Raw genomic sequence first — 24,536 nt, 5'->3', positions numbered from 1 at the left:
AATTAGGGCGAGGCATAACTAGTGTTGGATGGAAGGTGGTAGTAATCCATTAATAGAGCCTTCCATATAACTCTGCCTCGTCCTGCTTTCCGCAAAAAGTAATTTTAAATCACAACATTGCCGCCAATCTCAGGGGCTGAACGTGTTCGCTCAACATTCCCCTTTGGCTCTGCTTTTCGTTAGTGAGCAAAAATACACTTAAGGGGCGGCAATGGAAAGCGCCTCGCAGTCTCAGCTTCTTGAATAGCTCGGGAGTGTGATCGCGGTGATACCCCATATGGTATTGCTGGCCAAGATGTGGAACGGCGGCTGGTTCAGGGGCTTGTGGTCAACAGAAATGGGCGAGGATAAATAACCCGGGGCGTGGCAACGCCCCAGGTTATCAGTGGGTAGGAGAGGGTCAGGCAGGCTGGTGCAGGGTGATGCAGTGAATGCCACCGCCACCGGCGGCGACCTTGTCGCCAAATTCGGGGGCGAACCCGACCAAGAGCAAAGCGGGGTTGCCACCCTCTGAGGCAGGTCACTGAATCGGGGTCGCTGGCGTGGTTAAATGGTCGGCTCACATCTTGCCGGATATTGCTGTGACCATGCCATCTGACCTTCAGCCCCTGCTCGCTTGGCCTGACTATCTGCAGGCCTCCTGGCTGCGCTGCGCCCACCAGACCAGTGCCACCCTCTGGCATCCGCCTCACAGCGCCAAGGGGCAGACCTTGCAGAGCCTGCGCCAGCGCAAGCGCGACCTGCTCACCACCGGCGAGATGGCCCTCGAAGATCTCTACGAATTTATGGAGGGGCGCCCCTGCGCCCTGCTGCTCACCGACGAGAGCGGCTGTTTGCTGGCCCGTACCGGCCATCCCGATACGCTGGCAGAACTCGAAGCGCTGGGCTTCGGCCCCGGCGCTTTTTTTAGCGAGGGGCGCATCGGCACCAATGCCATCAATCTGGCGGCGCTGGAGGGAGTGCCGCTCTGCGTCAGCGGCCCCCAGCACTTCAACCAGACCCTGCACCCATGGCACAGCTGCGCCAGCCCGGTCTACAACAGCAATGGCCGTCAGGTGGCCATCATCGCTCTGATCTGCAAGGTGGAGGAGGCGAGCGCCGGCGATCTGGCGCTCACCGTCAGCGCCGGGCGCGAGCTGGCCCATCTGCTGCAGATGGAGACCCTGATGCAGGAGTCCCAGCACCACCTGAGCGAGCTTTACGCCCTGCTCGATGGCATGGATGACGGCGTGCTGGCCTGGGACCCGCAGGGGCGGCTGCGCTACCTCAACGCGCTGGCTGCCAACCGGCTGCGGCTCGATCCGGCGCTCTGTCTCGGCCAGCCGCTGGAGCAGCACCTGCTGTTGCCCCAGCGGTTGCAGCTGGCCATCAGGGGGCAGACGCCACTGAGTCATGTGGAGGTGACGCTGGAGCGGCTTGGCGCGCAGGAGGGGGAGTTTATCAATGCGCTGGTGAGCCTCAAGCCGCTGCCGGGGCCGGAGGGGGTCAGCTTTATCGCCCTGCTGCACCCGGTCGATCGGCTGCGGGCCATTCACCAGCTGCGCCAGACGGTGCCCGAGCTGTCGGCGCTGGTGGGGGAGTCGAGCGCCATGCGCAAGCTGCTGCGCTACGCCCGGCAGGCGGCCCAGAGTCAGGGGCCGATCCTGCTGCGCGGCGAGGAGGAGGTGGGCAAGGCCCAGCTGGCGGAGGCGATCCACTTTGGCAGCGAACGGGCCGCCGGGCCGCTTATTACCCTCAACTGCAAGGCGCTGCCGAGCGAGCGGATGGCGCTGGAGCTGATGGGTTCCGACGAAGCGGGGCAAGAGCGGGCGGGCAAGTTCGAGCTGGCCCACGGTGGCACGTTAGTGCTGGAGCAGGTGGAGTGTCTCTCCGCCCCCATGCAGGCGGCGCTGCTGCAACTGCTCAAGACCGGCCGCATCCAGCGCTTCGATTCGGCCCGCATCCTGCCGCTCAAGGTGCGGATCATCGCCACCAGCAGCGCCCCGCTGGAACAACTGGTGCAGGATGGGCTGTTTGGCCGCCAGCTGCTCTATGCCTTGCAGGCGTGCGAGCTGTGGCTGCCGGGGCTGCGGGAGCGCGCGGCGGATCTGCCGGGCCTTATCAGCCAGCAGCTAGGGGCGCAGGGGCGCGAGCCGGTGCGCCAGTTCAGTCCGGCGGCCCTCGACTGCCTGCTCGCCTATCCCTGGCCCGGCAATCTGGGGGAGCTGCGCAGCGCCGTCGAGCATGCGCTGCTTCACGTCGGTCAGGGGCCGATCCCGCCCGAGGCGCTGCCCGCCGCCATTCGGCACGGCTATCAGCGGGTGGCAGACGAGGTGGTGGGGCAACCGCTGTTCACGCTGGCGGAGCTGGAGCGGCAAGCCATCTTGCGCTGCGCTCACGCCTGCAAGGGGCAGGTGAGCCAGATGGCCCAGCATCTGGGTATCAGTCGCACCACCCTCTGGCGGCGGCTCAAACTGCTCGAGATCGATCCCGCCGACTATCACGGCTGACGGTTATTAAGGCCGTTGCCAACCGGCCCGCAGAAAATGAAAAGGCCCCGCAGTGGCGGGGCCGTCTTATATGGCTAGGTCAGCAGTGGCGCGATTACAGCCCCAACTGGTGGGCGGTGACGATGGCAGCCAGCACATCCTCGGCAGTGACCTTGAACGGCATGTTGTGGATGGTTTCGCCCTCGGCGGTGGAGGCTTTGGCCACCTCCATCAGGCGCGCCATATCCAGCTCCTTGACCCCCATCATATGCAGGTTGGTCGGCAGGCCCACCGAGCGGCAGAAACCCAGCACCGTCTCGATCTCCGCCATCGGGGCGTTCTCCAGCACCAACTGCACCAGGGTACCGAACGCCACTTTCTCACCGTGATAGAGGTGGTGGCACTCGGCCAGCTGGGTCAGGCCGTTGTGGATGGCGTGGGCTGCGGCCAGACCGCTGCTCTCGAAGCCGATACCGCTCAGGTAGGTGTTGGCCTCGATGATGTTCTCCACCGCCTTGGTGCAGAGCCTCTGCTCTACCGCCAGCTTGGCCTTGTAGCCATCGGCCAGCAGGGTCTTGTAGCAGAGCTCGGCGATAGCCTGCGCCGCCAGCGTGGAGTCACCACCGGCCATGGTCTGGCAACCGGAGACTTTGTTGGCGCGCGCCTCGAAGTAGGTGGAGAGCGCATCCCCCATGCCGGAGACCAACAGCCGCACCGGGGCGCGGGAGACCACACCGGTATCCATGATGACCATGTTGGGGTTGGTCGGGATCATCAGGTATTCGCTGAACTGGCCTTCCGGGGTGTAGATGACCGCCAGCGCGCTGGTGGGGGCATCGGTGGAGGCGATGGTGGGCACTATGACCACCGGCACCTTCTGGTAGAAGGCGACCGACTTGGCGGTATCCAGCGTCTTGCCGCCGCCGATGCCGATGATGACGTCAAACGGGGTCTGGTTGCAGCGGGCCAGCAGGCGGTCGATCTCGGGGCGGGAGCATTCGCCGTTGAAGCAGTCGAACTCCGGCTTGATCCCCGCGCCGTGGAAGCTGGTGGCCACGGTATCGCCCACCAGCTTGGTGACGAAGGCGTCGGCCAGAATAAGCGGCTTGCTGCCGAGCGCCTTGACGTAGTTGCCGATATTGGCGAGGGCCCCGTTGCCTTGCACGTATTTGCTGGGGCTGATGATAATGCGGTCCATTTTTTATCCCTCTCTCTTTATGAATTAAGAATCGGGGCGAAGGGGCGGCTGTGCCGGGGACTCCTTCGTCTTGAATGAAGCTGCACAGGCTCTGCGAGCGAGTGCAGCCCCTTGAAACAGTGGTGTGCGGCGTCAGTCGCCGAAGCGCTCGGAGGCCAGCTGCTGGAAGCAGGTCAGTGCGGCGGTGGCATCCTCGCCGCGCGCCAGCAGGGTGAGCTGGTCGCCCTGACGCACGTTGAGCATGGCGAGCCGGGTCAGGCTGCGGGGATTGGCCTCTTTGTCCCCCTTTTGCAACTTGAGTTCAGCGGCAAATGGCTTGAGGGCGGCCACCAGCCGAGCGGCGGGGCGCACATGCAGGCCGTGGGGGTTATCCACCACCACCACGCAGCGCAGCCAGCCGTCGTCGGCAACGGGGGCTGTCTCGGTGGCGGCCTGCGCCACGCTGGCTGGCAGCATCGCCTGTTTCGGGCCCAGCGCGCCGAGCGCCTCGGCGGCTACCTCATCCAGCGTCAGGCCGGAACCGGCCGCTACCACGGCGGCCAGAGTACCCTCGACCAGCGGGGCGGGGCAGAGCCGTACCCGGGCGCTCAGCTCCGGGGGCAGCAGTTCTAGGGCGGTTTCGGCGCTCAAGAGGGCGCTGCCCAAATCCATCAGCACCAGCACGCCGCTGCCGTCGTCCGCCTCTTCAATCGCACTCATCACCGCGATGGCATCGGTACCGATGGGGTGGTCGGGGTCATCGACCCCGGCCGCCAGCAGCAATCGGGCCGGGCTGCCGAGCTGGTCGGCCAGCGCTTTCAAGCCGGCCGCCAGCTGGGCGCTGTGAGAGACAACTACGATTCCGATCATGTCACAACCTCGCTCTGTCACGCAGGGCGGTCAGCAGCAGCAGGGTCGAGGTGGCCCCGGCATCCTGATGGCCGATGCTGCGTTCGCCAAGATAGCTGGCGCGCCCCTTGCGGGCCTGCATCTGGATGGTCGCCTCGGTACCGGCCGCGGCGGCTGCCACCGCCTTGTCCAGCGCTTCGTTGAGGGGCAGCTCTTGCTGCTGCGCCTGTTGCAGGGCGGCCAGTGCCGGCCACCAGGCGTCGCACATGGTCTTGTCGCCCGGCTCGGCGCGGCCGCGAGAGACGATCCCCTCCACCCCGTCGCTGAGCATTTTGCACAGCTGGCTGAGGCTCAGGCTCTGGCAGGCATCGCTGCTGGCTGCGGCCCGGATAAAGAAGGTGCCGTAGAGCGGGCCGCTGGCACCGCCAACCGAGGAGAGCAAGGTCATGCCGGTGGTTTTCAGCACCTGACCGATATCCTTGTCCGCCACTGCTGGCAGCTTCTCGGCCACCTTGGCGAAGCCGCGCTGCATGTTGAGGCCGTGGTCGCCGTCGCCGATGTCGGTATCCAGCGCGGTGAGGTAGTCGCGCTGCTCGGTGAAGATATGCTCGCAGTCGAGCAGCCAGTTGACGATGTGATGCTTGCTTAACATGGGTTCTCCTTAGCAGCCGCGACGCAGGGCGGGGGTGTGAACGGGAGCATCCCACAGGGTCATCAGTTCATCATCCACCTTGAGCAGGGTGATGGAGATGCCGGTCATGTCGAGGGAGGTGCAGTAGGGGCCAATCAGGTTGCGCACCAGATGGATGCCCGCCTCTTCGCACAGGGTAGCGAGGCGGCCATAGACGCCATAGAGCTCGGAGATGGGAGTGCCACCCAGGCTGTTGACCAGCGCGATAACCCGATCACCCGCATTCAGCTGCTCGATGAAGGTGTGCTCTTCCTGCCAGCTGCCGCTGGTGCGATCCCAGTGGCGCAGGGTGCGGCCGTAGGGGGTGTTGTCAGCAAGCTCGCTGAACATGTCATCCACCAGGGTATTGAGGTCGGTGAAGGGGCGGCGCTCGATGCCCGGTTCGCCATGGATACCGACGCCGAACTCCATCTCGTTGTCCGCCAGGGTGAAGGAGGGCTTGCCAGCGGCAGGCACGGTGCAGGCATGCATGGCCACGCCTATGGTGCGGCTCTGGTTGTTGATGCGGCGGGCCAGCGCCTCGCAGCGTGCCAGATCGTAGCCCGCCTCGGCAGCGGCACCGACCAGCTTCTCGCACAGCACGGTCGTGGCTACGCCACGGCGACCTGCGGTATAGAGGCTGTCTTTGACCGCCACGTCGTCATCGATCAGGGCGAAGCCCACTTTTACACCATCGCCGTGCAGCAGTTCGACCGCGGTCTCGAAGTTGAGCACGTCGCCGGTGTAGTTCTTCACCAGAAACAGCACGCCCGCGCCGCCATCGACCGCCTGACCGCACTCGTACATCTGATCCGGGGTCGGAGAGGTAAAGATCTCGCCGGGGCAGGCGCCATCCAGCATCCCTTTGCCTACCAGACCACCGTGCATCGGCTCGTGGCCGCTGCCACCGCCGGAGACCAGCGCCACCTTGCCCATCACGGGGGAATCGGCGCGGGTGATGTAGTGGGGCTCGATACGTACCTTGAGCTCGGGGTGGGCGGCTGCCATCCCCATCAGTTGTTCACGGACCACGGCATCGACGGCATTGATCAGTTTCTTCATGGCTCACTCCTTGGCTTGCCACCGCTCGGGTGGGCAAATGGTTGATGGAGCCAGTCTAACGACAGAAAGAGGGATAAAAATGACGGCCTGTTTGGTTCGGATTTGAAACAGCATAAGGGGGTTCGGCGTTTCAATCTGAAACAGGGCAGGGCAAGCGGGCGGGAAACTGTTAGCTGACTCACAGCCATGAAAAAGGGCCCCGCAGGGCCCTTCGTTACAACCGGAATATGCGGATGGATTAGATGGCCCAGCCACCGGCGTAGAAGACCACCAGCGCCAGGGCGATGATGACGGTGCCGACGTTCAGCTTCTTCCACTCGGCAGCGAAGATGCGGCCAACGACCAGCGCCACGAAGCCCAGCATGATGCCGGTCACGATGTTGCAGGTCAGCACAATGAAGACGGCGCACAGCATGCCGGAGAGCGCATCGACCGAGTCGCTGAAGTCCAGCTTGGTGACGTTGCCCAGCATCAGCAGACCGACGTACATCAGGGCCGGTGCGGTGGCGTAAGCCGGTACCAGATAGCTGAGCGGGGAGAGGAAGATCATCAGCAGGAACAGCACGCCGACCAGCGCGGCGGTCAGACCGGTCTTGCCACCGGCCGCGGTGCCTGCGGCGGATTCGATGTAGACGGCAGCCGGAGCACCACCAACGGCACCTGCCACCATGCTGCTGACGGAGTCGGCAGTCAGGGCCTTGCCGCCGCTGATGATGTGGCCACGTTCGTTGATGAGGCCAGCCTGACCGGCCACGGCACGGATGGTGCCGGTGGCGTCAAACACGGCGGTCATCACCAGTGCAAGTACGGTCGGAATCACCACCGGATTGAGGGCACCCAGCAGATCCATGCTGCCTACCAGAGAGCCCTTCTCTCCAGTCAGGCTCGGCATGGCGAAGAAGCCCTGCCAGGTTACTTTCGGGTCGAAGATAAGGCCGAGGATGGAGATGGCGATAATCACCATCAGGATGCCGCCCGGCACCTTGCGACGCTCCAGACCGAAGATGGCGGCCAGACCCAGCACCGTCATGATGACCGGGAAGGCGGTCACTTCACCCAGTTGAACCGGCAGACCGGCCCCTTCGTTCTTGATCACCATGCCAACACCGTTGGTGGCGATCAGCAGCAGGAACAGACCGATACCGATGCCGGTACCGTGGGCGATGCCGGAGGGGAGGTTGTCCAGGATCCACTGGCGTACGCCGGTGACGCTGATCAGGGTGAACAGCACGCCCATCAGGAAGATGGCGCCCAGCGCGACCGGAATGCTCAGCCCCTGACCTAGTACCAGACTGAAGGCGGTAAAGGCGGTGAGAGAGATGGCGCAACCGATGGCCATCGGCAGCTTGGCCCACAGGCCCATCAGCAGGGAGCCGAAGGCGGCGATCAAACAGGTGGCCACAAACACCGGGCCCTGCTCAAAGCCGGCGGCACCCAGCATGTTCGGCACCACTATGATGCTGTAGACCATCGCCAGGAAGGTGGTCAGCCCCGCGACCAACTCCTGACGCACGCTGCTGCCGCGCGCAGAAATGGAAAAATAAGAGTCCAGAAAGCCGCCAGTCCCTGTTTGGGCGGCCATATCTTGCTTTGCCATAACTAATCCTGAAAGTGTGAAGGAAATCGTTTGCGTTGGTGGCGCGCAAAATAGCAAGAATTCGCGGCAAATACAGCGGATAACCTGACTTTTTCGTCACTATTTTACATTTTAAGCCCATTCGGAGCTCATTCTAAGACTCAAGCGGTGAGAGCGTGTAAGGGAGGGATCAAGCGGTCGGGGGAGGGGAGATCAGTGAGGAAAAAGCGGGGAAAAACAAAAAACCCGCCGAAGCGGGTTTTTTAAATTCTTGCAGAGCTGTCAGCAGTTGGCATAAGCCATCAGCAGCATGCTCCGGCTTGAATTACAGACCAACTACGTTGGCAGCAGCCGGGCCTTTCTGGCCTTGCTCGATGGTGAACTCAACGCGCTGACCTTCGTCCAGGGTTTTGAAGCTGGTGGACTGGATAGCGGAGAAGTGTACGAACACGTCTTTGCTGCCGTCAGCCGGGGAAATGAAACCAAAACCTTTCTCAGCGTTGAAGAACTTAACGGTACCAGTCATTTTGTTAGACATAATAATTTCCTTAAATAGTGTTGAATGCCACCTAGATGGCAATTTTTGATTTTTCGTCAGCAATACGTATGGGGAGCACTAAAGAAGGAGAATTATTTGATAAGAATTATCCGAGGATAATTCTTATGCTAATCACTGCTTTACTAAAATGACTGCCTAACATAATCAGGTCTGAACTGCCGAACCATCGAGAAAGATTAAAACACGCTCTCATTTTTAAAGCAAACTTTATCTCGATATTAATGTTTTGTAACAGCCAAAAATATCATTTTTTATAGTAAACATGATGCATTTCAACGGCATAGAAAAATCAGTGTAGACTCATATCACCCTGTGGCAAGTCAGATTCGGCTTTTTTGTCCTGACTATGTAGCCAGTTCTGGCAAAAAATATGAGAAAAAATGAAAAGGTGGCGATAGATGGGGATTGTCAGTTGTCGTTCTCTCTAACCCACAATGTAAATCACTTCTTTGCTGCTGCGATTAGCTTCTGAGCGGCAAATCAATGGCAGCGCCAAATCTGGCGCATCGAGCATCGCCCAGACATGCAAACGCCCGCTGGCACCAAGTGCCAGCGGGCGTTTCGCAAGAAGGGATCAGCGCTTGCTGCGAAACTTGTTGCTGACCGAATCAATCCAGCTGAAGGTTTCCGGCAGTACCTGGTTCTTGGCACGCTCTTTGGCTTTCTCGCGAGCCAGCTTGGAGGCCGCCTTGGCTGCTTCGGCGCGGTCCGCCACAATTTTCAGGCGACCCTCTTCGCGGATCTTGTTCCGCTCTCCGTTGGTCAGCTGGTGGTCTGCATTGGCTTGTGCCTTTTGCAATAACAAGGCTATCTCGGCTTTTTCGGCCTCGGTCAGATCTTTCATTTCCAGCTTTTTCACGGCGCGCTCCTGCGGCAGGGTGGTTAGACACCCTAACACAGTTGTGCCGATCACTTCTTATGCAATCGGCTTTCCGGCAGTAAAAATGCGGGTTTGTGCCAACTTTCCGTTATTTCGCTGCCACTTTCCCGCCTGTTTGCCACATTTCAGTTTATGGCGAGCGGCGAGGGCTGCTCTTGTTCCTCCGGCTCGACGTGGATAAGCACTATGGCGTGGGGCAGTTGCTCCATGATGGCGTGTTCGATGCGATCACAGATATCGTGGGCTTCACCGATGCTCATCTCCGGGGGCAGTGTGAGATGGAAGTCAATATGGCGGCGACGACCGGCACGACGGCTGCGCAGATCGTGAAAACCGCTGGCGGCAGGGCAGCATTCGGTGATGATGCGGCTGGTCATCGCCAGCTCTTCCGGGCTCATACTCTGGTCGATCAGCGGCTGGAAGGCCTCGTTGAGCATGCTGATGGCCTCTCTGACAATAAAGATGGCGACCGCAATGGCCACCAGCGGGTCGAGGATGGCGAGTGAATGGCCGAACAGACCGGCCAGCCAGATCCCGCCAAGACCGACGGCGACCCCGGCGGAGGTGAGCACGTCCGCCTTGAGATGAAGCGCATCGGCAGCCAGCGCGACCGACTCCTCCTCTCGGGCCACCTTGTAGAGGTAGGCCGAGACACCGCTGTTGACCAGCGCCGAGATCACCATCACCAGCACGCCCCAGCCAATGCTTTCGATGGGGCTGGGGGTGATCAGCTTGTCGACGGCTTCGAAGATGATCCAGCCCGCGGCCAGCAAGATAAGCAGTGCTTCGATGACACCGGAGACATTTTCAATCTTGTCGTGACCATAGGGGTGGCGCTCATCGGGCGGGAGATCGGACTTTTTCACCGCGAACAGGGCGATCAGGGCCGCCACCAGATCCATGGCGGAGTGGATCGCCTCCGAGATGATACTGACCGAGCCGCTGGCGAAACCGGCCACCATTTTCATGATGATCAGACTGATATTGGAGCAGACCGACACCATGGCGGCTCTGGTTTTTCTGTTCATGTCACAGCTTCCTGAATAAAACGGATATTTCGGTGCGGCGCGCATTATATCCGTCTGACCGGAAATAACCTATTCGGTGTTGTAACCTGATGTTTCCGGTGATATTGCGAATGCTTATTAAAATGGTGGCCTCTTGAACGGCAATAAATAATGAGAGGGATTTATATTTATCCGTGAAAATATCCAGGTAACGATGGCTTAATATAAGCGTGACAACATTTAATAATGCGAATTACTCTTTTTTGGTCTTTCCTGTCGAGGTCGTTTGGCCTCCCCGCTCAGGGGGCGGAGACCGGCATTTTTTGGACGAGAATGAGGCTGGATCCGGATGCCGCTGGAGGGTATGCTGGGTCTGGTGATGGTCTTGCACCATCCCACCAAGCGTACTGAAGTTGATGATTCGGATGGCATGCTGGCTCCCATGAGGAACCAACTGTCTGGGTAACATTTTTGGAGTTTGATGATGAGTAACAAAGAACATCACAACGGCAAAGATGCCAAGAAAAAACCGCAGATGTCACTGAAAGAAAAACGCGAAGCCAAACGTCAGAAAGCAGAACTGAAAAACGGCAGCGCAATGAAGTAACGCTCCCCTACTGCTGTTCCTTCGGAGCCAGTACAAAGCCAGCCCTTACCGGCTGGCTTTTATGTTTGTGGCTCACGGTGTGGCGCCGTAAGCCTCGAAAATTTGGTGATAACGACCATCCTGACGCATCGCCTCAAGGCGCTTATCAAACAGATTGCGAGCATCGGCCGTTCGGAAGGCAAAGTGATAGACAGTGGGCGGGAAGAGGTCTGCTTGCCTGACCTGATTGCGCTCGTAGTGCTCGCCTGCCTGGGCGGTGGCAATCAGCTGGTCGAGGTAGTAGTAGAACACCCGCTCCTCCAGTACGACTGCATCCACCCTGCCGCGCATCAGCTGATGTACCTGCACCTGCTGCTTGGCTACCTCCTCATAGTGGGGATTCTGGTTGGCCATGGTGGCGAACGCGCCCCCCAGAATGATCCTTGCCCGTTGAAAGGCGGTGACCCGTTTTGAATGCAGGTCGTCCAGAGTATTGATGTGGGTGCTGCGCAGGGTGAAGATCCGGTTATGGAAGGTGATAACGGGCTGGGTCAGAACGTGAGGATCAACCATACCGGGTCTGACGTTGATGATGGCATCCAGCTTTCCTGACTCGAACAGGCGGAAGGTGCGCTCCAGCGGCAGAAATTCAAAGCTGGGCTCATAGCCGCTGCCAGCGAACGCCTCTTTCAGCAGATCCAGCTCAATGCCGCGATTCTCGCCTTCGATGACATAAGGGGGGATGGCAAAGCTGACCCCGACCTTGAGTGGCTTTGCCTGCAACTGGCCGGAGAGCATGCTGGTCAGCATTAGCAATAAAGGGGTGAGCAGTTTCATTGCACTTTTCACAAAGCGTTCCTGTGGAGAATATCCATCACTGTAGGGGAGGCAACCAAAAAGCGTTATATCCCTTTCGGGCTGAGAGGTTCAGCCTGAGTGCATAAAAAAAGACCCTGAGTTATCAGGGCCTTTTCAATATTCTGTTCTTAGAAGGGAAGGGCAGGTACTTTTCAGTGTAACTGTTACTGTGTGTGTGAGTTGGTTGAGTGCAAGCCAAGTAACCACTGTTCCCATCCACATTGCTATCTCACCCACATGTCCTTAAATCGCATTAAACTTATCACTAATGCAGTTCGTGTCAACATCTCATGCATTTATGATAAAAAAGTTTACACAAAGTTTCGGACGTCTTGATCTGCACATAGGGAACATACTACATCAGTTTTGATGTCACGATGTTGTGATGTTGCAATCTTTAACGACAACTACCCCTCCTCAACTGCATGTCACCCGACTTCTTTTTCTACTACCCGAAACAGCTCGAAGACACCGTACTTAGCTAAAAAGAAGATAAACATATGAACTCGCTCGATAAAGTTCACGAAATCGATAATCTGAGTAAAATCACCACACATATTTCGCTTGTCAAACGAGGGCGACCATCTACGCCTAAATTGATGCAGCCGAATAGAACTAACTGGGATGCTGTGATCTGGTAGCCATTATTCCCTTCAATTCTGCATTATGGGCACGTTGCTTTGTTCAATAGCCGATTGGTTTCAATACAACAAGTTTCTGATTTCTAGTGGCTACCTCACCTTCTGAGTTGATGAACGACTGATTCTACCCTGATCATCAGGGTGATGGGGTCGCTGCCTGCTTGCATCGACCAGAGTATCTGCACTTTCCTGATGCATCAGACTAACTGTTCTAGTAACTGAGGGCTACTCGATTGCATGTACGAGTTGATGAACGTGCTGTTGTGCGCGTCTGACTAAAGCTTTGTCAGCAAGCAAGCTGTACTATCGGCGTCAGGTAAGGAATGTACCACAGACTTGGTTATCGGCTGACTAGTCGGAAGGTGTTTGGTGAAGGAGAGTGAATGCTCAGAAAACACGACGCTTAGATGCTGCGAGTCAGGACCAAACAAATCCCTTTGGCGGCGATATTGTTGCGGAGAAAGTGTCTTTGGAAAATGTTCATAATGCAGAAGTGTTGCCGACTTTACTCAACCCGCTGAGGTGCAATCTGGGGCGTGTTTATGCGGATGGCGCCTATGATTGCAAAGCCTGCCATCAGCTTATCTCGCGCAAAGGTGCGACAGCCTGTATCCCGCCTCGCAAGAGCGCGGGGTTATGGAAAAAGGGACATCCAAGAAATGAGGTTGTGCTGGTAATGCGCAAGGAAGGGCTGGCGCACAGGAAGAAGATATCGGGGTATCACCGGCGTTCGCTGGCAGAGACTGCCATGTATCTGTTCAAGCAGTTGCTGACGGGAAAATTTGTCTGCGCAACTATAACGGCTAAGCGAGAGACGTGATGGCGTATGTAAGCGCTATGAACAAGCTGAATAACCTGGGGCTGCCTGTCAGAAAGCACCAAGTGTAGCGGTCACCAGGTGCATTTGCTGTTTGATGGTTGATTGGGGGAAACAACGCCGTGACCATCCCATTAACGCTAATAAAAATAAAAAAATATTTTTTTGCTACACGTCGACACATTAATTGTTCGATACTAAAAGAAGTATTTAAAAATAATGAAGTGGTACTTCTATGGCTTTTTCTCTTATTGCTTTAAATGCTTCTGCTTTTCAACTCATGATGCGGGGTAATGCATCCAAAATTGAGCTGCATACGGGGCATTTACATACCAAGTACAGCAGACGGCCACACATGAATTAAAAAGTAAAATATCTGTACCTCCTACAGGTAAAGAAGGGGGAGATCAGGTTCTAAAAATTAAAACCATAGTGGAAAATGTGTTTTTTTAAATGCAGCGGAAAATAAATCTCTTTGTCTAAAAGGTGTTTCAGCTAGAAATAAACTACATGCTATAGCTACTTGCAATTATTGCAGTGATTATAGGGAATCTCCATTCGGCATATCTTGTGAGGGAATTTTCTTGTCAAAGTTCAAAATCAATTTAGACTTGATTATTAAAGCGGTGATATTTGTTGCTGTGTTGGTAAATGCTATACTTGTTATAAGTATGATTGCCGTTGCAATTAAAATTCAATGATGATTTTTGATGCCGAGTTACCAGCTATCCCTACCACTTAACTAAATTGCTGTCCCGAATAGTAGATTACTGGAGGAGGAGAACTCAGTCCAGTTTGTGCGATCTTATTAGTCGCCAAACAAAACAAGCCAAACCCAAAGGGCTGAGTTGATGCCTATCCTACCCCCTGCCACGACCACAACGGCGCCGCATTCACAAAATCATCCATGCCACCCGTGATAAAGGGCATGCTCGTCGCTTGATGGCGATCTTGCTGTTACATGAAGGATGCACGATCACTGATGTTCATCACCTTACCGGCGCTGCGCGCTCGACCATCGGTCGTTGGCTTCGGTGGTATCGAGATGAAGGCCTGGGGGCGTTAGAAGCCTTACCGGCTGGCCGTGCCGCAGTCTTACCTGTCGCCAAGATTGTCACCTTACTGGTGCTGCTCATGCAGTTTTCTCCGCAAGATTTTGGTTATCAGCGCAGCCGTTGGTGTACTGAGCTATTGGTCATCAAAATCAATCGGTTAACATGCCTCAATATGGCAGCCTCCACGCTCCGCCGATGGTTACCGCGTATGGGTATTGTCTGGCGAAGGCCCGTGCCGACCTTGCGGATATAAGACCCTGCCTATCAGGAGAAAATGGCAAATATCGAAGCAGCGCTGGCCCGTTGTTATGCCGATAACGGTGTTTTATGAAGATGAAGTCGATATAGACCTCAACCCTAAATTAGGGGCTGATTGAATGTTCAGAGCACAGCAAAAGCGGGTTGTCACACCGGGACAGAATGCCAAACATTACCTGGCAGGCGTTCTCCATGCAGGCAATGGAAGAGTACTTTACGTCAGCGGGATAAAGAAAAACTCATCGCTGTTTATCGCCATGCTGGAAAAGCTGCGTCGCCACTACCGACGAGCCAAAACCATCACGCTGCTCCTCGATAACTACATCATTCACAAAGCAAACAGACCGAGCGATGGTTGAAGAAGAACCCCAAGTTCTGCCTGGTGTTCCAGCCAGTTTACAGTCCTTGGGTTAATCAAATAGAACGGCTGTGGCACAAGTTACATGAACCCATCACACGCAATCACCAATGCAGAGGAATGACCAACCTGCTGGCCGAGTGAAACACTTCATGGATACAGTGTCTCCTTTTCCGGGGAATGGCTACGGCACAGCGAAGGTGTAGCACTATTGGGATCAGTTATTTAGTAGAGAGGTGCTTGCAAAGATGAAATTATCATTTTTTCAAAAGTACGTTTTTATTTCCGCTCTAAAGGGCGAATATAACCAATTTTAACTGAGTTTACATGGCGTTTTTCTCTTTTCTCGATATAGCTATATGATCTACTACTCAGTGATGAGGTATTGATGCCTTAAGTCAAGTTAATGAAAATTAATTTGTCAGAGCTCTTTAAATTTAATAGGTTTAATAAAAATGTGTGTGGGGGGTAAAAACTGGTCTCTCTTCGCTGCGCAGCAGCGGAATGTTGAAATGGAGAAAATTTATTTATAGCTCTCATAATTATTAAATGGACAGTTTTCCGATTTTTTCAAGTGGGGGGGGCAAAAAATCTTCAAAATCAGTCTGATCGATCAAGTTTTGATCGGCGTTGTTGCCCAAATCAGCCAGCAAGTCATGACTTCCCCAGCCCTGGGTGACTGCTACACTTGGGGCTTTCTGACAGGCAGACCAAGCGTATTCAGTTTGTTTATCGCTCTCACATACGCCATAACCTCTCCCACTTGGCCGTTGTAGTTACGCAGACTGATTTTCCCCGTCAGTAACTGCTTGAACCGATACATCGCCGTCTCGGCCAGTGAGCGACGGTGATACCCCGATATCTTCTTCCAGTGTGCCAGTCCTTCCTTACGCATCACCAGCACCGCGTCATTTCTTGCGTGTCCTTTTTTCCATAACCCCGCGCTTTTGCGAGGCGGGATACAGGCTGTCGCCCCTTTGTGCGAGATAAGCTGATGGCTGGCTTTGCTGTCGTAGGCGCCGTCTGCATAAACATGTCCCAGCTTGCGCAGCAGTGGGTTGAGCAAGGTGGGCAGCACCTCGGCATCATGGACATTTTCCAACGACACTTCCGCCGCCACGATATCGTGGGTCACTGGGTCTACCGCAAGTGCATATTCCGGCCGATCATGAACACCGATTCCGGTTCAACGTGAACACCATTTCCGGACCAATGTGAACGCTCATTCCGGCTCAACCTGAACACTTTGCTCCTCCTTTCCGGAAACAGTGTTCAACATCCCGGAATCACTGTTCACATTCACCGGAATCATCCTTAACGCATTGATTTAACAACCTTTGATACGCTCTCCCTTTTGCCTGGGAAGAGCCTATGTCTGCCAAGAGGATTGCAATGCGTAAAATTCGTGAAGTGCTGCGACTGCGGCTGTAAGCTGACCTCTCTGTTCGCCAGATCAGTATCTGTACCAAGGTCAGTGTCGGCTCCATCCAGAAACTCCTCAAAAGTGCCCAGGCGCTCTGCCTTAGCTGGCCCCAGCCCACCGAGCTTGATGATGGCCGACTGGCTGCCCTGTTTTATCCGCAGGCCGATACCACCATATCGGCCCGCCATGTCGTGCCGGATTGGCCCTCTGTCCATCAGGAGCTCAAGCGCAAGGGGGTCTCCAAACAGCTGCTCAGGGAGGAGTACACCCAGCGCTATCCCAATAGCTGTTACAGCTACTCCCAGTTCTGCGACCGTTACAAGTCCTAGTGTCAGTTGCAAAAGCGCTCCATGCGCCAGATCCATAAGGCGGGGGAAAAGCTCTTTATCGACTACTGCGGGCCCACGGTGCCCATCGTGTCGCCGACTACGGGTGAGGTCCGTCAGGCACAAGTCTTTGTCGCCGTGCTCGGTGCGTCCAACTACACCTTTGCCGAGGCCACCTGGTCACAGTCACTGCCGGACTGGCTGCAAAGCCATGTCCGTGCCTTTGAGTTTTTCGGCGGTACCCCAGCACTGCTGATCCCCGACAACCTCAAGAGCGGTGTCAGCAAGGCTTGCCGATACGATCCCGAGCTCAACCCCAGCTACCAGCAGTTGGCCGAGCACTATCAGGTGGCGGTGATGCCAGCTCGTCCTTACAAGCCCAAGGACAAGGACAAGGACAAGGCCAAGGCGGAGGTGGGTGTGCAGATCGTCGAGCGCTGCATCCTGGCCCGCCTACGCCATCAGACCTTCTTCTCGCTTGCCGAACTCAACCAGTGCATCCGTGCCTTACTGAACGAACTCAACGAGCGTCCGTTCAAGCAACTGCCCGGTAACCGACGTGACGCATTTGAGCAGTTGGACCGCCCGGCACTGGGACCACTGCCGGTGCATCCCTATCGCTATGTCGCCATCAAAACGGTCAAGGTCAACATCGACTATCACGTCAGCTATGAGCAGCACCATTACTCGGTGCCACACCTGTATGTGGGTCAGCAACTGGAGCTCCATGCAGGCGACACACTGCTTCAGGTCTATCACCAGCAACAGCTGGTCGCGAGCCATCCACGTAAAACCATCCCGGGGATGAGCACGCTCCCTGAGCACATGCCGGAACGACACAGCAAGCAGCAACGCTGGACCCCAGGGCGTCTTAAACAGTGGGCTGCTGACATCGGACCGGGCACCTTGTGCTGGGTTAGCGAACGGCTGGAAGAGAAAGCCCATGCCGAGCAGGCATACCGACTCTGCCTGGGTCTACTGAGTCTTAGTCGAGAGTATCCGTCATCACGGGTCGAGGCTTGCTGTCAGTTGGCTAACCGGGAAGGACTGGTGCGGCTCAAGCAGCTCAAGTCGGTGCTGACCTGTGGCCGCGACCAACTGCCCGCAAGCCCGCTGAGCTACCCAGAGTTACCGCAAGAGCACGAGAACATCCGTAGCCCCCAGAGCTTCCACTAAAGAGGATACGCCCCATGACCCAACAAACCCTGACTCGCCTGAGAAACCTGAAACTGACCGGCATGGCGGATGCTGTGCAACACAACAACTTGAACAAGCGAGTACCTACGAAGGGCTACCCTTCATCGAGCGGCTAAGCCTGCTGGTCGAATACGAACAACTGAGCCGGGAGCAGCGTAAACAAGCTCGGCTGGTCAAGCAGGCGCGGCTCAAACTCCAGGCCACGGTACAAGAGGTGGACTACCAGTCAGCACGCAACCTGGAGCGGTCACAGGTAGCAAACCTGGCCCAAGGAGAGTGGCTGCGCCGGGGCCAGAACCTGCTCATTACCGGCCCCTGTGGCTGTGGAAAAACCTACCTGGCTTGTGCGCTGGGCTATCAAGCCTGTCAGCAAGGGCATAGCACTCGTTACTACCGGCTGCCACGTCTGCTGCTTGAGCTGAGCCTGGCCAAGGTAGATGGCAGTTACGCTAGATTGCTGGGTCAACTGGCAAGGATAGAGCTGCTGATCTTGGATGACTGGGGACTGGAGGTGGTGAATGCCGAACAGCGCAACGCACTGCTGGAGATCATGGATGATCGGTATGGGAAATACTCGACGATAGTGGTCAGTCAGCTGCCAACTGAAGAGTGGTACGCGAGCTTGGGTGACAACACCCTGGCAGATGCGATCTTGGACCAGCTGATGCACAACGCTCACCGGCTGTCACTGAAGGGAGAATCGATGAGGAAGAGGAGAAGTGAGTTGACCCAATCTGAACAGTCGAGTTAGAAACGAGATGACGTGAGCGCGTTAAGGATCAGAGTGTTCACGTTGGCCGGAATGGCTGTTCAACTTCGCCGGAATACGCACCAGCACAGCCTCATTTCTTGGATGCCCCTTTTTCCACAGCCCAGCGTTTTTGCGGGGCGGGATACAGGCTGTCGCCCCTTTGCGCGAGATAAGCCGATGGCTGGCTTTGCTGTCATAGGCGCCATCAGCATAAACATGTCCCAGCTTACGCCGCTGAGGGTTGAGCAAGGTGGGCAACACCTCGGCATCATGGACATTTTCCAGTGAGACTTCCGCCGCCACGATATCGTGGGTCACAGGGTCTACCGCCAGATGCAACTTGCGCCACACTCGCCGTTTCTCGGCGCCGTGTTTTCTGACCTTCCACTCGCCTTTACCAAATACCTTCAGGCCGGTCGAGTCGATAACCAGGTCGGTGATACGCCCCTTGGCGGGTTGTCGATAGGCCACTTTCACTGTGCGAGTGCGCTTGCTGACACAGCTGTAGTCCGGTGCGCACAACGGCATATTCATCAACTCGAACAGAGAGTCGAGTAGTCCCTGAGTGGCTCGCAGAGTGAGGTTGAAAATCCCCTTGAGCATCAGGAAGGTACAAATGGTCTGGTCGGTGTAGAGCTGGCTGCGGCCCCGCCGTCCGTGATGGTCGTGGTGAAACCAGTTGTTCATGGCCTCGGTATCAACCCAGAAGGTGAGTGAACCACGGTTAATCAAAGACTTGTTGTATTGAGGCCAGTTGGTGATGGGATGAAGCGATATGCCCATGATGCAGGCTTGAAGAGGATGGTGGTGATCAGATCACCAAGTCCTCAGTTAGTTCCATTCAAGCGGCATCGATTTGGGAAACAACGCCCTTTGAGAGGCTCAAATCCAGCATCCGCGCCAAGGTGGAGCACCCGTTTCGTATCATTAAACGTCAGTTTGGCTTTGTGAAGGTGCGGTTCAAGGGGCTGCGCAAGAACGACAACCAATTGGCTATGTTGTTTACTCTGGCGAATCTGTTTCGCGTGGACCAGATGATACGGACATGGGGTAACTGCGCCCAAAAATCGAGATAAGCCTCGAAAATGAGGCTAAAAGGCGCTTAATAGCCGAATACTTGCGGCAAAAGTCAGGTTTTTGGAGTGATGGGTATTTCAAATGCGGACAAAGAGTTCGTGGTGAAGGTGCAATCCACTTGTTCGCACCTTCCCTAGATAATATCGATATAAACTACTTTATCATGTTAAAGTGGTGAACGCAGTATGCATAAGTTGTCGCGCTGACAGCGAGTATGATCTATAATGACATTACCTGCTAATTCTTGGATGAGAGTATTATTTCCTTTTTCCAGCAAAAATATTCCAACTGGTTAGATTTACCTCTCTAGATTTCTTGCAGAACTTTAATTCTATAGCCAAAGTCGACATTAGTGACTTCAAACAGCCTTGGTTTGTCAAAAATAAATGAAAATAAGAATGTAGGTGGTATTTTGGCGCTCAAATATTGCCTTCCAGACTCTCTAGATATGATGATGTTATCTTTAATCATTGCTCCAATTGACAGCCATTTTTCTAAGGACTCCCCATGTATGAACAGGCCATCTTCTTCCTTGAAAATATAAAATGAATTGTTGTTCACAACTGAAATTCTGTACTTCTCTGCTAACTTCATACTTTTAAGGTCCGATATTTTGGAGTTGCTAGTGTTGAGCCTTTATAATAGTAGGTAAGAGCTTAATTATAATTCTTATCTAAATAGCCGTTCAGAATAGTAGATCATTGTACCCTTAACGCTTCTACAGGTGACATGGAGCAAGAGCGTCGCTGAGCATTGTCACTTAAGGTGTTGCTGTCAGATTGCACAAATTACTTACGCTTCCGGCAAGATGTAGCACTATTAGGAGCAGCTGTTTAGTTAGGATGTAGTTTAAGTGTCTCGTCGGGCTATTTATCGTAATTCGGATTACCAATAAAAAAAAGAGCTGATTACTCAGCTCAAACTGGGATAAAAACATGTGCCATAGGTTGCGTCGTGACACCGTATAAAAATACCACCCAGAGTGTAAATTTAAAATTAAATAAAAGTAAAAACAAAATTTTATTTGTAAATGTGGTGGTGGGGGCTTGGGATTATAGCAGTGGGCGGATGGCTTTGGCTGAACAAACTTCGGTAGGTGTCTGTGTGGCATCGGAGGTGTCAATATAGGGTAGGGCAGCCATGAGTGCATCTGGCAACGTCTGCTTGCAGATATCCAAGCAACTAGTTCTAAGTAATGTTTATCTCACTATCAAATAGTTTATTTATTTCAAAGCACAATGAATCTGAATGGGCATTTCGATGTTATTCAACAAGATTGTCCTTTCCCGAGATTGGCAGTCGAGAAATAGGTGCTCAGTTTTTAAATTGCGCTCATGCTTGCAATCGTCCTTCCCAACCGATCGTTAGGTATTGCTCAGCGGCCTGCTAGAGTTTAGCTCTCAACTCGGTCTGCCTGAAGTGTCGTAGGAGGAAGCGTTGAGAGTACGGCCGTTATTGACTTCTTTGTTAAATTAACTGTTGAGTGCGGTTTTACGATGGGCTTGATTTCCTGAAAGTGTGTTGAGGCGCGTTTCCTTGTAAGTAACTGATTTTACCCTGCTTATTTTTATTTTTATTTTTATTTTTATTTGTTTTGTTTTGTGGCTAGCATTTTTAATTGATAGTAGTTGATACCTGTTCTTGTTGTTGTGTGGCTGGCACAGATCACTTGCGCTATTCATGTGTGTAGGTGTCTTGTGTAAGTATTCTACTGGCTTTATACGGAATTGAATAGGGGCTAGGGGACATAGAAATAGTTGTTGAGGTAATTTGAGGGTAGTATGATGCTTAATCAGCTGTTTAGCTCATTCGCTTTAAAGGCCTGTATTGTCAGGTCTGCTAAGTTGTCATATTCGGTCTACAAAAGATCGGTTACATGTCTGTTTTGGAACAGCGCTTATCCCCTTCGCGGGTTTGTTTTTGTATGGTTGAATATATTTGTTCAAGTATTCTTCCCTATATCTCTCTCCTTTTCAGCTTACGCGCAAGTTAAAGATGGTAGAACATACTACCTACAAGAACGGACAAATATATCTTTTTCTGAAGGACCGCTCATCACAGGAACAAAAGACAATGATGAGATGGCTTCTAGTCCGTATCGTTCTTCTTTCTTCGTAGAAAAACTTGATGCTGCTGGTGTTGAGGCCCCAATAAAGCCCAGTATTGCCCTGAATCGCTCACCCTTGCTGGAGGATAAAGTGAGCGATAATGCTATTCCGGAAATATTTCCTGAACAAGCTAGCGTGAACGGATCGCCTTTCCAGAAAATAGTTAATGAGAATGCAATCGCAGTCATTGCCACTGAGGCCGCGCAACTAGTATCAGGTTCATCCCGCAAAGCTAACGCTTTGTCTAAAGCGGTTGGTATTGGTGAGCGTATGGCAAACACTGCTGTACAAGATTGGTTAAATCAATACGGAACTGCGCAGGTGTCATTTGACAGCAAGGGAAAAGGGGCGTTAGACGTTCTTTTTTCTTTAGCTGACTACGGGGATTCTCTATATTTCTCTCAACTTGGATATCGTTCCGGAAATGATAGAGATATATACAACCTGGGGTTAGGTGCACGTTACTTCAACGATGTGTCGATGTTGGGTGTCAATTCGTTTTATGATTTTGATGCCAAGAGCTCGTCGAGTCGTCTTGGGTTAGGAACTGAGATATGGACTGACAACGCTAAAATTTCAGCCAATATATACACACCTATCAGTGGGTGGCGTCAATCCTCCGTTCCATCGATGCAGGATTATGATGAAAGGGCTGCCAGAGGGGCCGACATTAAGCTGAGTGGCAACCTTCCATCTTTGCCACAGCTCGGGGCAAATATTTCCTATGAAAAATACTTTGGTAACGAAGTCGCATTGACATCGCAATCCGATCGTCAGCGTAATCCTTCTTCTATCGGGGTTGGGGTCGATTACACGCCTTTTCCTTTGCTTAAGTTTGGTGTTGAGCATAAAAATAGCACAGGCAGCAATGCGACAAGCTTTACTGCTGGGTTAACCTATCGTTTGGGTGTTTCTTTATCTGAGCAACTAAATGGAAATGCCGTAGCGGCATCACGTTCTTTACAGGGTAGCCGGTTACAGTTGGTTGAACGTAACAACAACATCGTTTACGAATATAAAAAACAAGAACTAATAAACCTGCACTTAACATCAGAAGGCAATCCATACTCAGGTGAGACAGTCGTGGTGACGGCTCATGTCACTAGCAAATATGGGATTGATAAGGTTGTGTGGGATGCGTCATCGCTAATGGCAGATGGTGGCTCTGTCACGCCTGTTGGTAATGATCGCGCTAAAATTATTTTACCATCTATTGGGCAGGCAATACCTTTTCGTAATGCCTATGAGCCTAGGTCATCTTATATCATAGGTGCTATTGCCAAAGATAAAAAAGGAAATAGCTCTGAACGTGCGACAATTACACTTGATACTCAACGTAGCCCCTTCGACGTCTCATCTATCTCTTTGAGTAAAACCTCGGCTATCGCCGATGGTGTTGATTCAATAGATATCACCGTGTCTGGCATGAACGGTGAAACTGGTCAGCCGTTGGTCGGAGAACCTATTTATTTGGCGCTGACAAACACTACGCAAGGTCAAGTAATTAAAGAGGTCCGAGGCGAACTTGATGTAAATGGCTCATTAAGCGTCTCCGTGAGTACCACTCTCGCTGGTCAGGTATCTGCTGTTGCTGAGATTATTCGTAATGGTAATCGCGGTTCAGCGTTAATGACTTTTGTTGGTGATGTAAATGGCGCGAGCTTCGATAATTCAGTGGTCGAACTGGTTGCTGATAATGCAATCGCTAATGGCCGTGATAAAAATAAAATTATTGTTAGGTTGTATGATCGCAACAACAACCTGCTTCCTAATACCTCAATTAACGTTGTGGGGAGTCAAGGTGTCTCGGTTGCTGGAGAGGTGAGTACTGATGCAACGGGTATGGCCGAGATCCCCTTTAGCAGCACGCGTGCTGGTTCTGCAACCGTTCAACTTACAATTAATGGTTCAACCAAATCAATTGTAAGTAATTTCCGTGCAGATGAAGCTTCAGCTGCGATATCTAAGATGGACGTTCTGATTGACAATGCAATTGCTGATGGCGAGTCTGAGAACGAGGTTTCGGTAAGTGTGATTGATGCGTTTGGCTCACCTGTTCCTAGTGTAAACGTTATATTTGATATGCCAGGGAATGTATTGATTTCCTCAAATGGTAGAACAGATGAAAATGGTATTCTCACTGCAAAGCTGAAGTCTATTTCAGCTGGTCCATATGTTATTTCTGCAACCGTTAATGGCCGCAGTGAACAGTGCACCCTGACTTTTTTGCCAGATGTGTTTTTTGCAAACATTCAGCTTCTGTCAGTCTCCCCCAGGGATGGTGTTGTTGCAGATGGAACGGATGGCCACTGGATTGAGGCCTACCTAAAAGATCCCAAAGGAAACTCGATTGCTAATGAAGAGATAATGTTTGCATCCGATGGGCAAGCAACTCTTTCAGAGCGAAATATTGTAACTGATATAAATGGCAGAGGGCGTGTTTTTGTCACATCCCAATATGCCCGAGTGGTTAAAGTTGATGCTGTAAGTAAATTGAAAGCTAAAGCTTCGATTGAGTTGCCTTTTGCCGTGGACTTGAGCGGTGTCACTGTTTTCGGTGGGAGTATTCAGCTCGAAAAAGATGGGGCTGTTGCAAATGGCATCGATACAAACAAGGCTTTTGTGGACTTCCAAGATCGCCAAGGTGAGCCTGTCAGAGGTGAAGTGGTCGCGTTTACCTTGGTTGGGCCTGATAACAACGAACGTACTTTTGAAAGCCTAACCAATGAAAATGGCCGTGCTGAGTTGCTCTTTGGCAGTACAACAGCTGGTATTCACTCATTGATTGCAAAATTAGGTGTAGCCAGTTCAACCATACCCACTCAGTTTGTGG

At 53.5% G+C, this 24,536-nt stretch carries 13 protein-coding genes and 7 pseudogenes; 8 read left to right on the top strand and 12 right to left on the bottom strand.

The window, feature by feature from the left end; translation table 11 throughout:
• Positions 1-587 precede the first annotated feature (587 nt).
• A complete protein-coding gene (dhaR, locus tag AB5Z09_RS05815) occupies positions 588-2,489 on the top strand; it encodes a dihydroxyacetone kinase operon transcriptional regulator DhaR (RefSeq protein WP_368194833.1) in 1,902 nt (633 codons plus the stop codon).
• A 94-nt stretch (positions 2,490-2,583) separates the two neighbouring features.
• Here the strand turns inward: dhaR and AB5Z09_RS05810 are convergent, their stop codons facing one another.
• From AB5Z09_RS05810 to AB5Z09_RS05775, 8 genes are all read right to left on the bottom strand, one after another.
• Positions 2,584-3,666, bottom strand: coding sequence for a glycerol dehydrogenase (locus AB5Z09_RS05810; protein WP_368194832.1), 1,083 nt, complete (start codon positions 3,664-3,666; stop codon positions 2,584-2,586).
• A gap of 132 nt (positions 3,667-3,798) precedes the next feature.
• Positions 3,799-4,515 carry a dihydroxyacetone kinase phosphoryl donor subunit DhaM gene (gene dhaM / locus AB5Z09_RS05805; protein ID WP_368194831.1) on the bottom strand — a complete coding sequence of 239 codons (717 nt, stop codon included), beginning with the start codon at positions 4,513-4,515 and terminating at the stop codon, positions 3,799-3,801.
• Between the two features lies 1 nt (position 4,516).
• Complete coding sequence (gene dhaL, locus AB5Z09_RS05800) at positions 4,517-5,146, bottom strand: dihydroxyacetone kinase subunit DhaL (RefSeq protein ID WP_021231630.1); 630 nt, start codon at positions 5,144-5,146, stop codon at positions 4,517-4,519.
• A gap of 9 nt (positions 5,147-5,155) precedes the next feature.
• Positions 5,156-6,226: a dihydroxyacetone kinase subunit DhaK gene (dhaK, locus tag AB5Z09_RS05795; protein ID WP_368194830.1), complete on the bottom strand. Its 1,071-nt coding sequence runs from the start codon at positions 6,224-6,226 to the stop codon at positions 5,156-5,158.
• A gap of 238 nt (positions 6,227-6,464) precedes the next feature.
• Complete coding sequence (locus AB5Z09_RS05790) at positions 6,465-7,823, bottom strand: NCS2 family permease (protein WP_005355011.1); 1,359 nt, start codon at positions 7,821-7,823, stop codon at positions 6,465-6,467.
• Positions 7,824-8,127: 304 nt separating this feature from the next.
• Positions 8,128-8,340, bottom strand: a complete 213-nt coding sequence (gene cspA / locus AB5Z09_RS05785; RefSeq protein ID WP_005316548.1) for an RNA chaperone/antiterminator CspA — start codon at positions 8,338-8,340, stop codon at positions 8,128-8,130.
• Between the two features lie 595 nt (positions 8,341-8,935).
• Positions 8,936-9,220, bottom strand: a complete 285-nt coding sequence (yjbD, locus tag AB5Z09_RS05780) for a DUF3811 domain-containing protein (RefSeq protein ID WP_005340165.1) — start codon at positions 9,218-9,220, stop codon at positions 8,936-8,938.
• Between the two features lie 146 nt (positions 9,221-9,366).
• Positions 9,367-10,269: a cation diffusion facilitator family transporter gene (locus AB5Z09_RS05775; protein WP_252413101.1), complete on the bottom strand. Its 903-nt coding sequence runs from the start codon at positions 10,267-10,269 to the stop codon at positions 9,367-9,369.
• Positions 10,270-10,729: 460 nt separating this feature from the next.
• Here AB5Z09_RS05775 and AB5Z09_RS05770 point away from each other — a divergent pair, with 460 nt between their 5' ends.
• Positions 10,730-10,855 (top strand): hypothetical protein, encoded by a 126-nt coding sequence (locus AB5Z09_RS05770; protein WP_019445191.1) that lies wholly within the window; start codon positions 10,730-10,732, stop codon positions 10,853-10,855.
• A gap of 72 nt (positions 10,856-10,927) precedes the next feature.
• Here the strand turns inward: AB5Z09_RS05770 and AB5Z09_RS05765 are convergent, their stop codons facing one another.
• Complete coding sequence (locus AB5Z09_RS05765) at positions 10,928-11,671, bottom strand: substrate-binding periplasmic protein (RefSeq protein WP_368194879.1); 744 nt, start codon at positions 11,669-11,671, stop codon at positions 10,928-10,930.
• Positions 11,672-12,358: 687 nt separating this feature from the next.
• Between AB5Z09_RS05765 and AB5Z09_RS05760 the strand changes: the two are divergent.
• A pseudogene (locus AB5Z09_RS05760) lies at positions 12,359-13,221 on the top strand (IS5 family transposase).
• 796 nt (positions 13,222-14,017) lie between these two features.
• Positions 14,018-15,027 (top strand): annotated as a pseudogene (locus AB5Z09_RS05755) (IS630 family transposase).
• Positions 15,028-15,503: 476 nt separating this feature from the next.
• Here AB5Z09_RS05755 and AB5Z09_RS05750 read toward each other — a convergent pair.
• Positions 15,504-15,971: pseudogene (locus AB5Z09_RS05750) on the bottom strand (IS5 family transposase); the annotation flags it as partial.
• A gap of 302 nt (positions 15,972-16,273) precedes the next feature.
• Between AB5Z09_RS05750 and istA the strand changes: the two are divergent.
• Together istA and istB are read left to right on the top strand one after the other, a co-directional pair.
• Positions 16,274-17,746, top strand: a pseudogene (gene istA / locus AB5Z09_RS05745) (IS21 family transposase).
• Positions 17,747-17,760: 14 nt separating this feature from the next.
• A pseudogene (gene istB, locus AB5Z09_RS05740) lies at positions 17,761-18,518 on the top strand (IS21-like element ISAs29 family helper ATPase IstB).
• A gap of 78 nt (positions 18,519-18,596) precedes the next feature.
• Here the strand turns inward: istB and AB5Z09_RS05735 are convergent.
• Positions 18,597-19,301, bottom strand: a pseudogene (locus AB5Z09_RS05735) (IS5 family transposase); the annotation flags it as partial.
• Between the two features lie 98 nt (positions 19,302-19,399).
• Between AB5Z09_RS05735 and AB5Z09_RS05730 the strand changes: the two are divergent.
• Positions 19,400-19,594: pseudogene (locus tag AB5Z09_RS05730) on the top strand (transposase); the annotation flags it as partial.
• A gap of 307 nt (positions 19,595-19,901) precedes the next feature.
• Here the strand turns inward: AB5Z09_RS05730 and AB5Z09_RS05725 are convergent.
• Positions 19,902-20,189 (bottom strand): hypothetical protein, encoded by a 288-nt coding sequence (locus tag AB5Z09_RS05725; protein ID WP_368194829.1) that lies wholly within the window; start codon positions 20,187-20,189, stop codon positions 19,902-19,904.
• Between the two features lie 1,187 nt (positions 20,190-21,376).
• Here AB5Z09_RS05725 and AB5Z09_RS05720 point away from each other — a divergent pair.
• On the top strand, positions 21,377-24,536 hold a 3,160-nt coding region (locus tag AB5Z09_RS05720; RefSeq protein WP_368194828.1), incomplete at its 3' end, for an inverse autotransporter beta domain-containing protein.

Source organism: Aeromonas sp. R2-2 (genome assembly GCF_040908355.1).
In the GTDB taxonomy this organism is placed as follows: Bacteria; Pseudomonadota; Gammaproteobacteria; order Enterobacterales; family Aeromonadaceae; genus Aeromonas; species Aeromonas veronii.
This window is presented reverse-complemented; position numbering and strand designations above follow the sequence as displayed.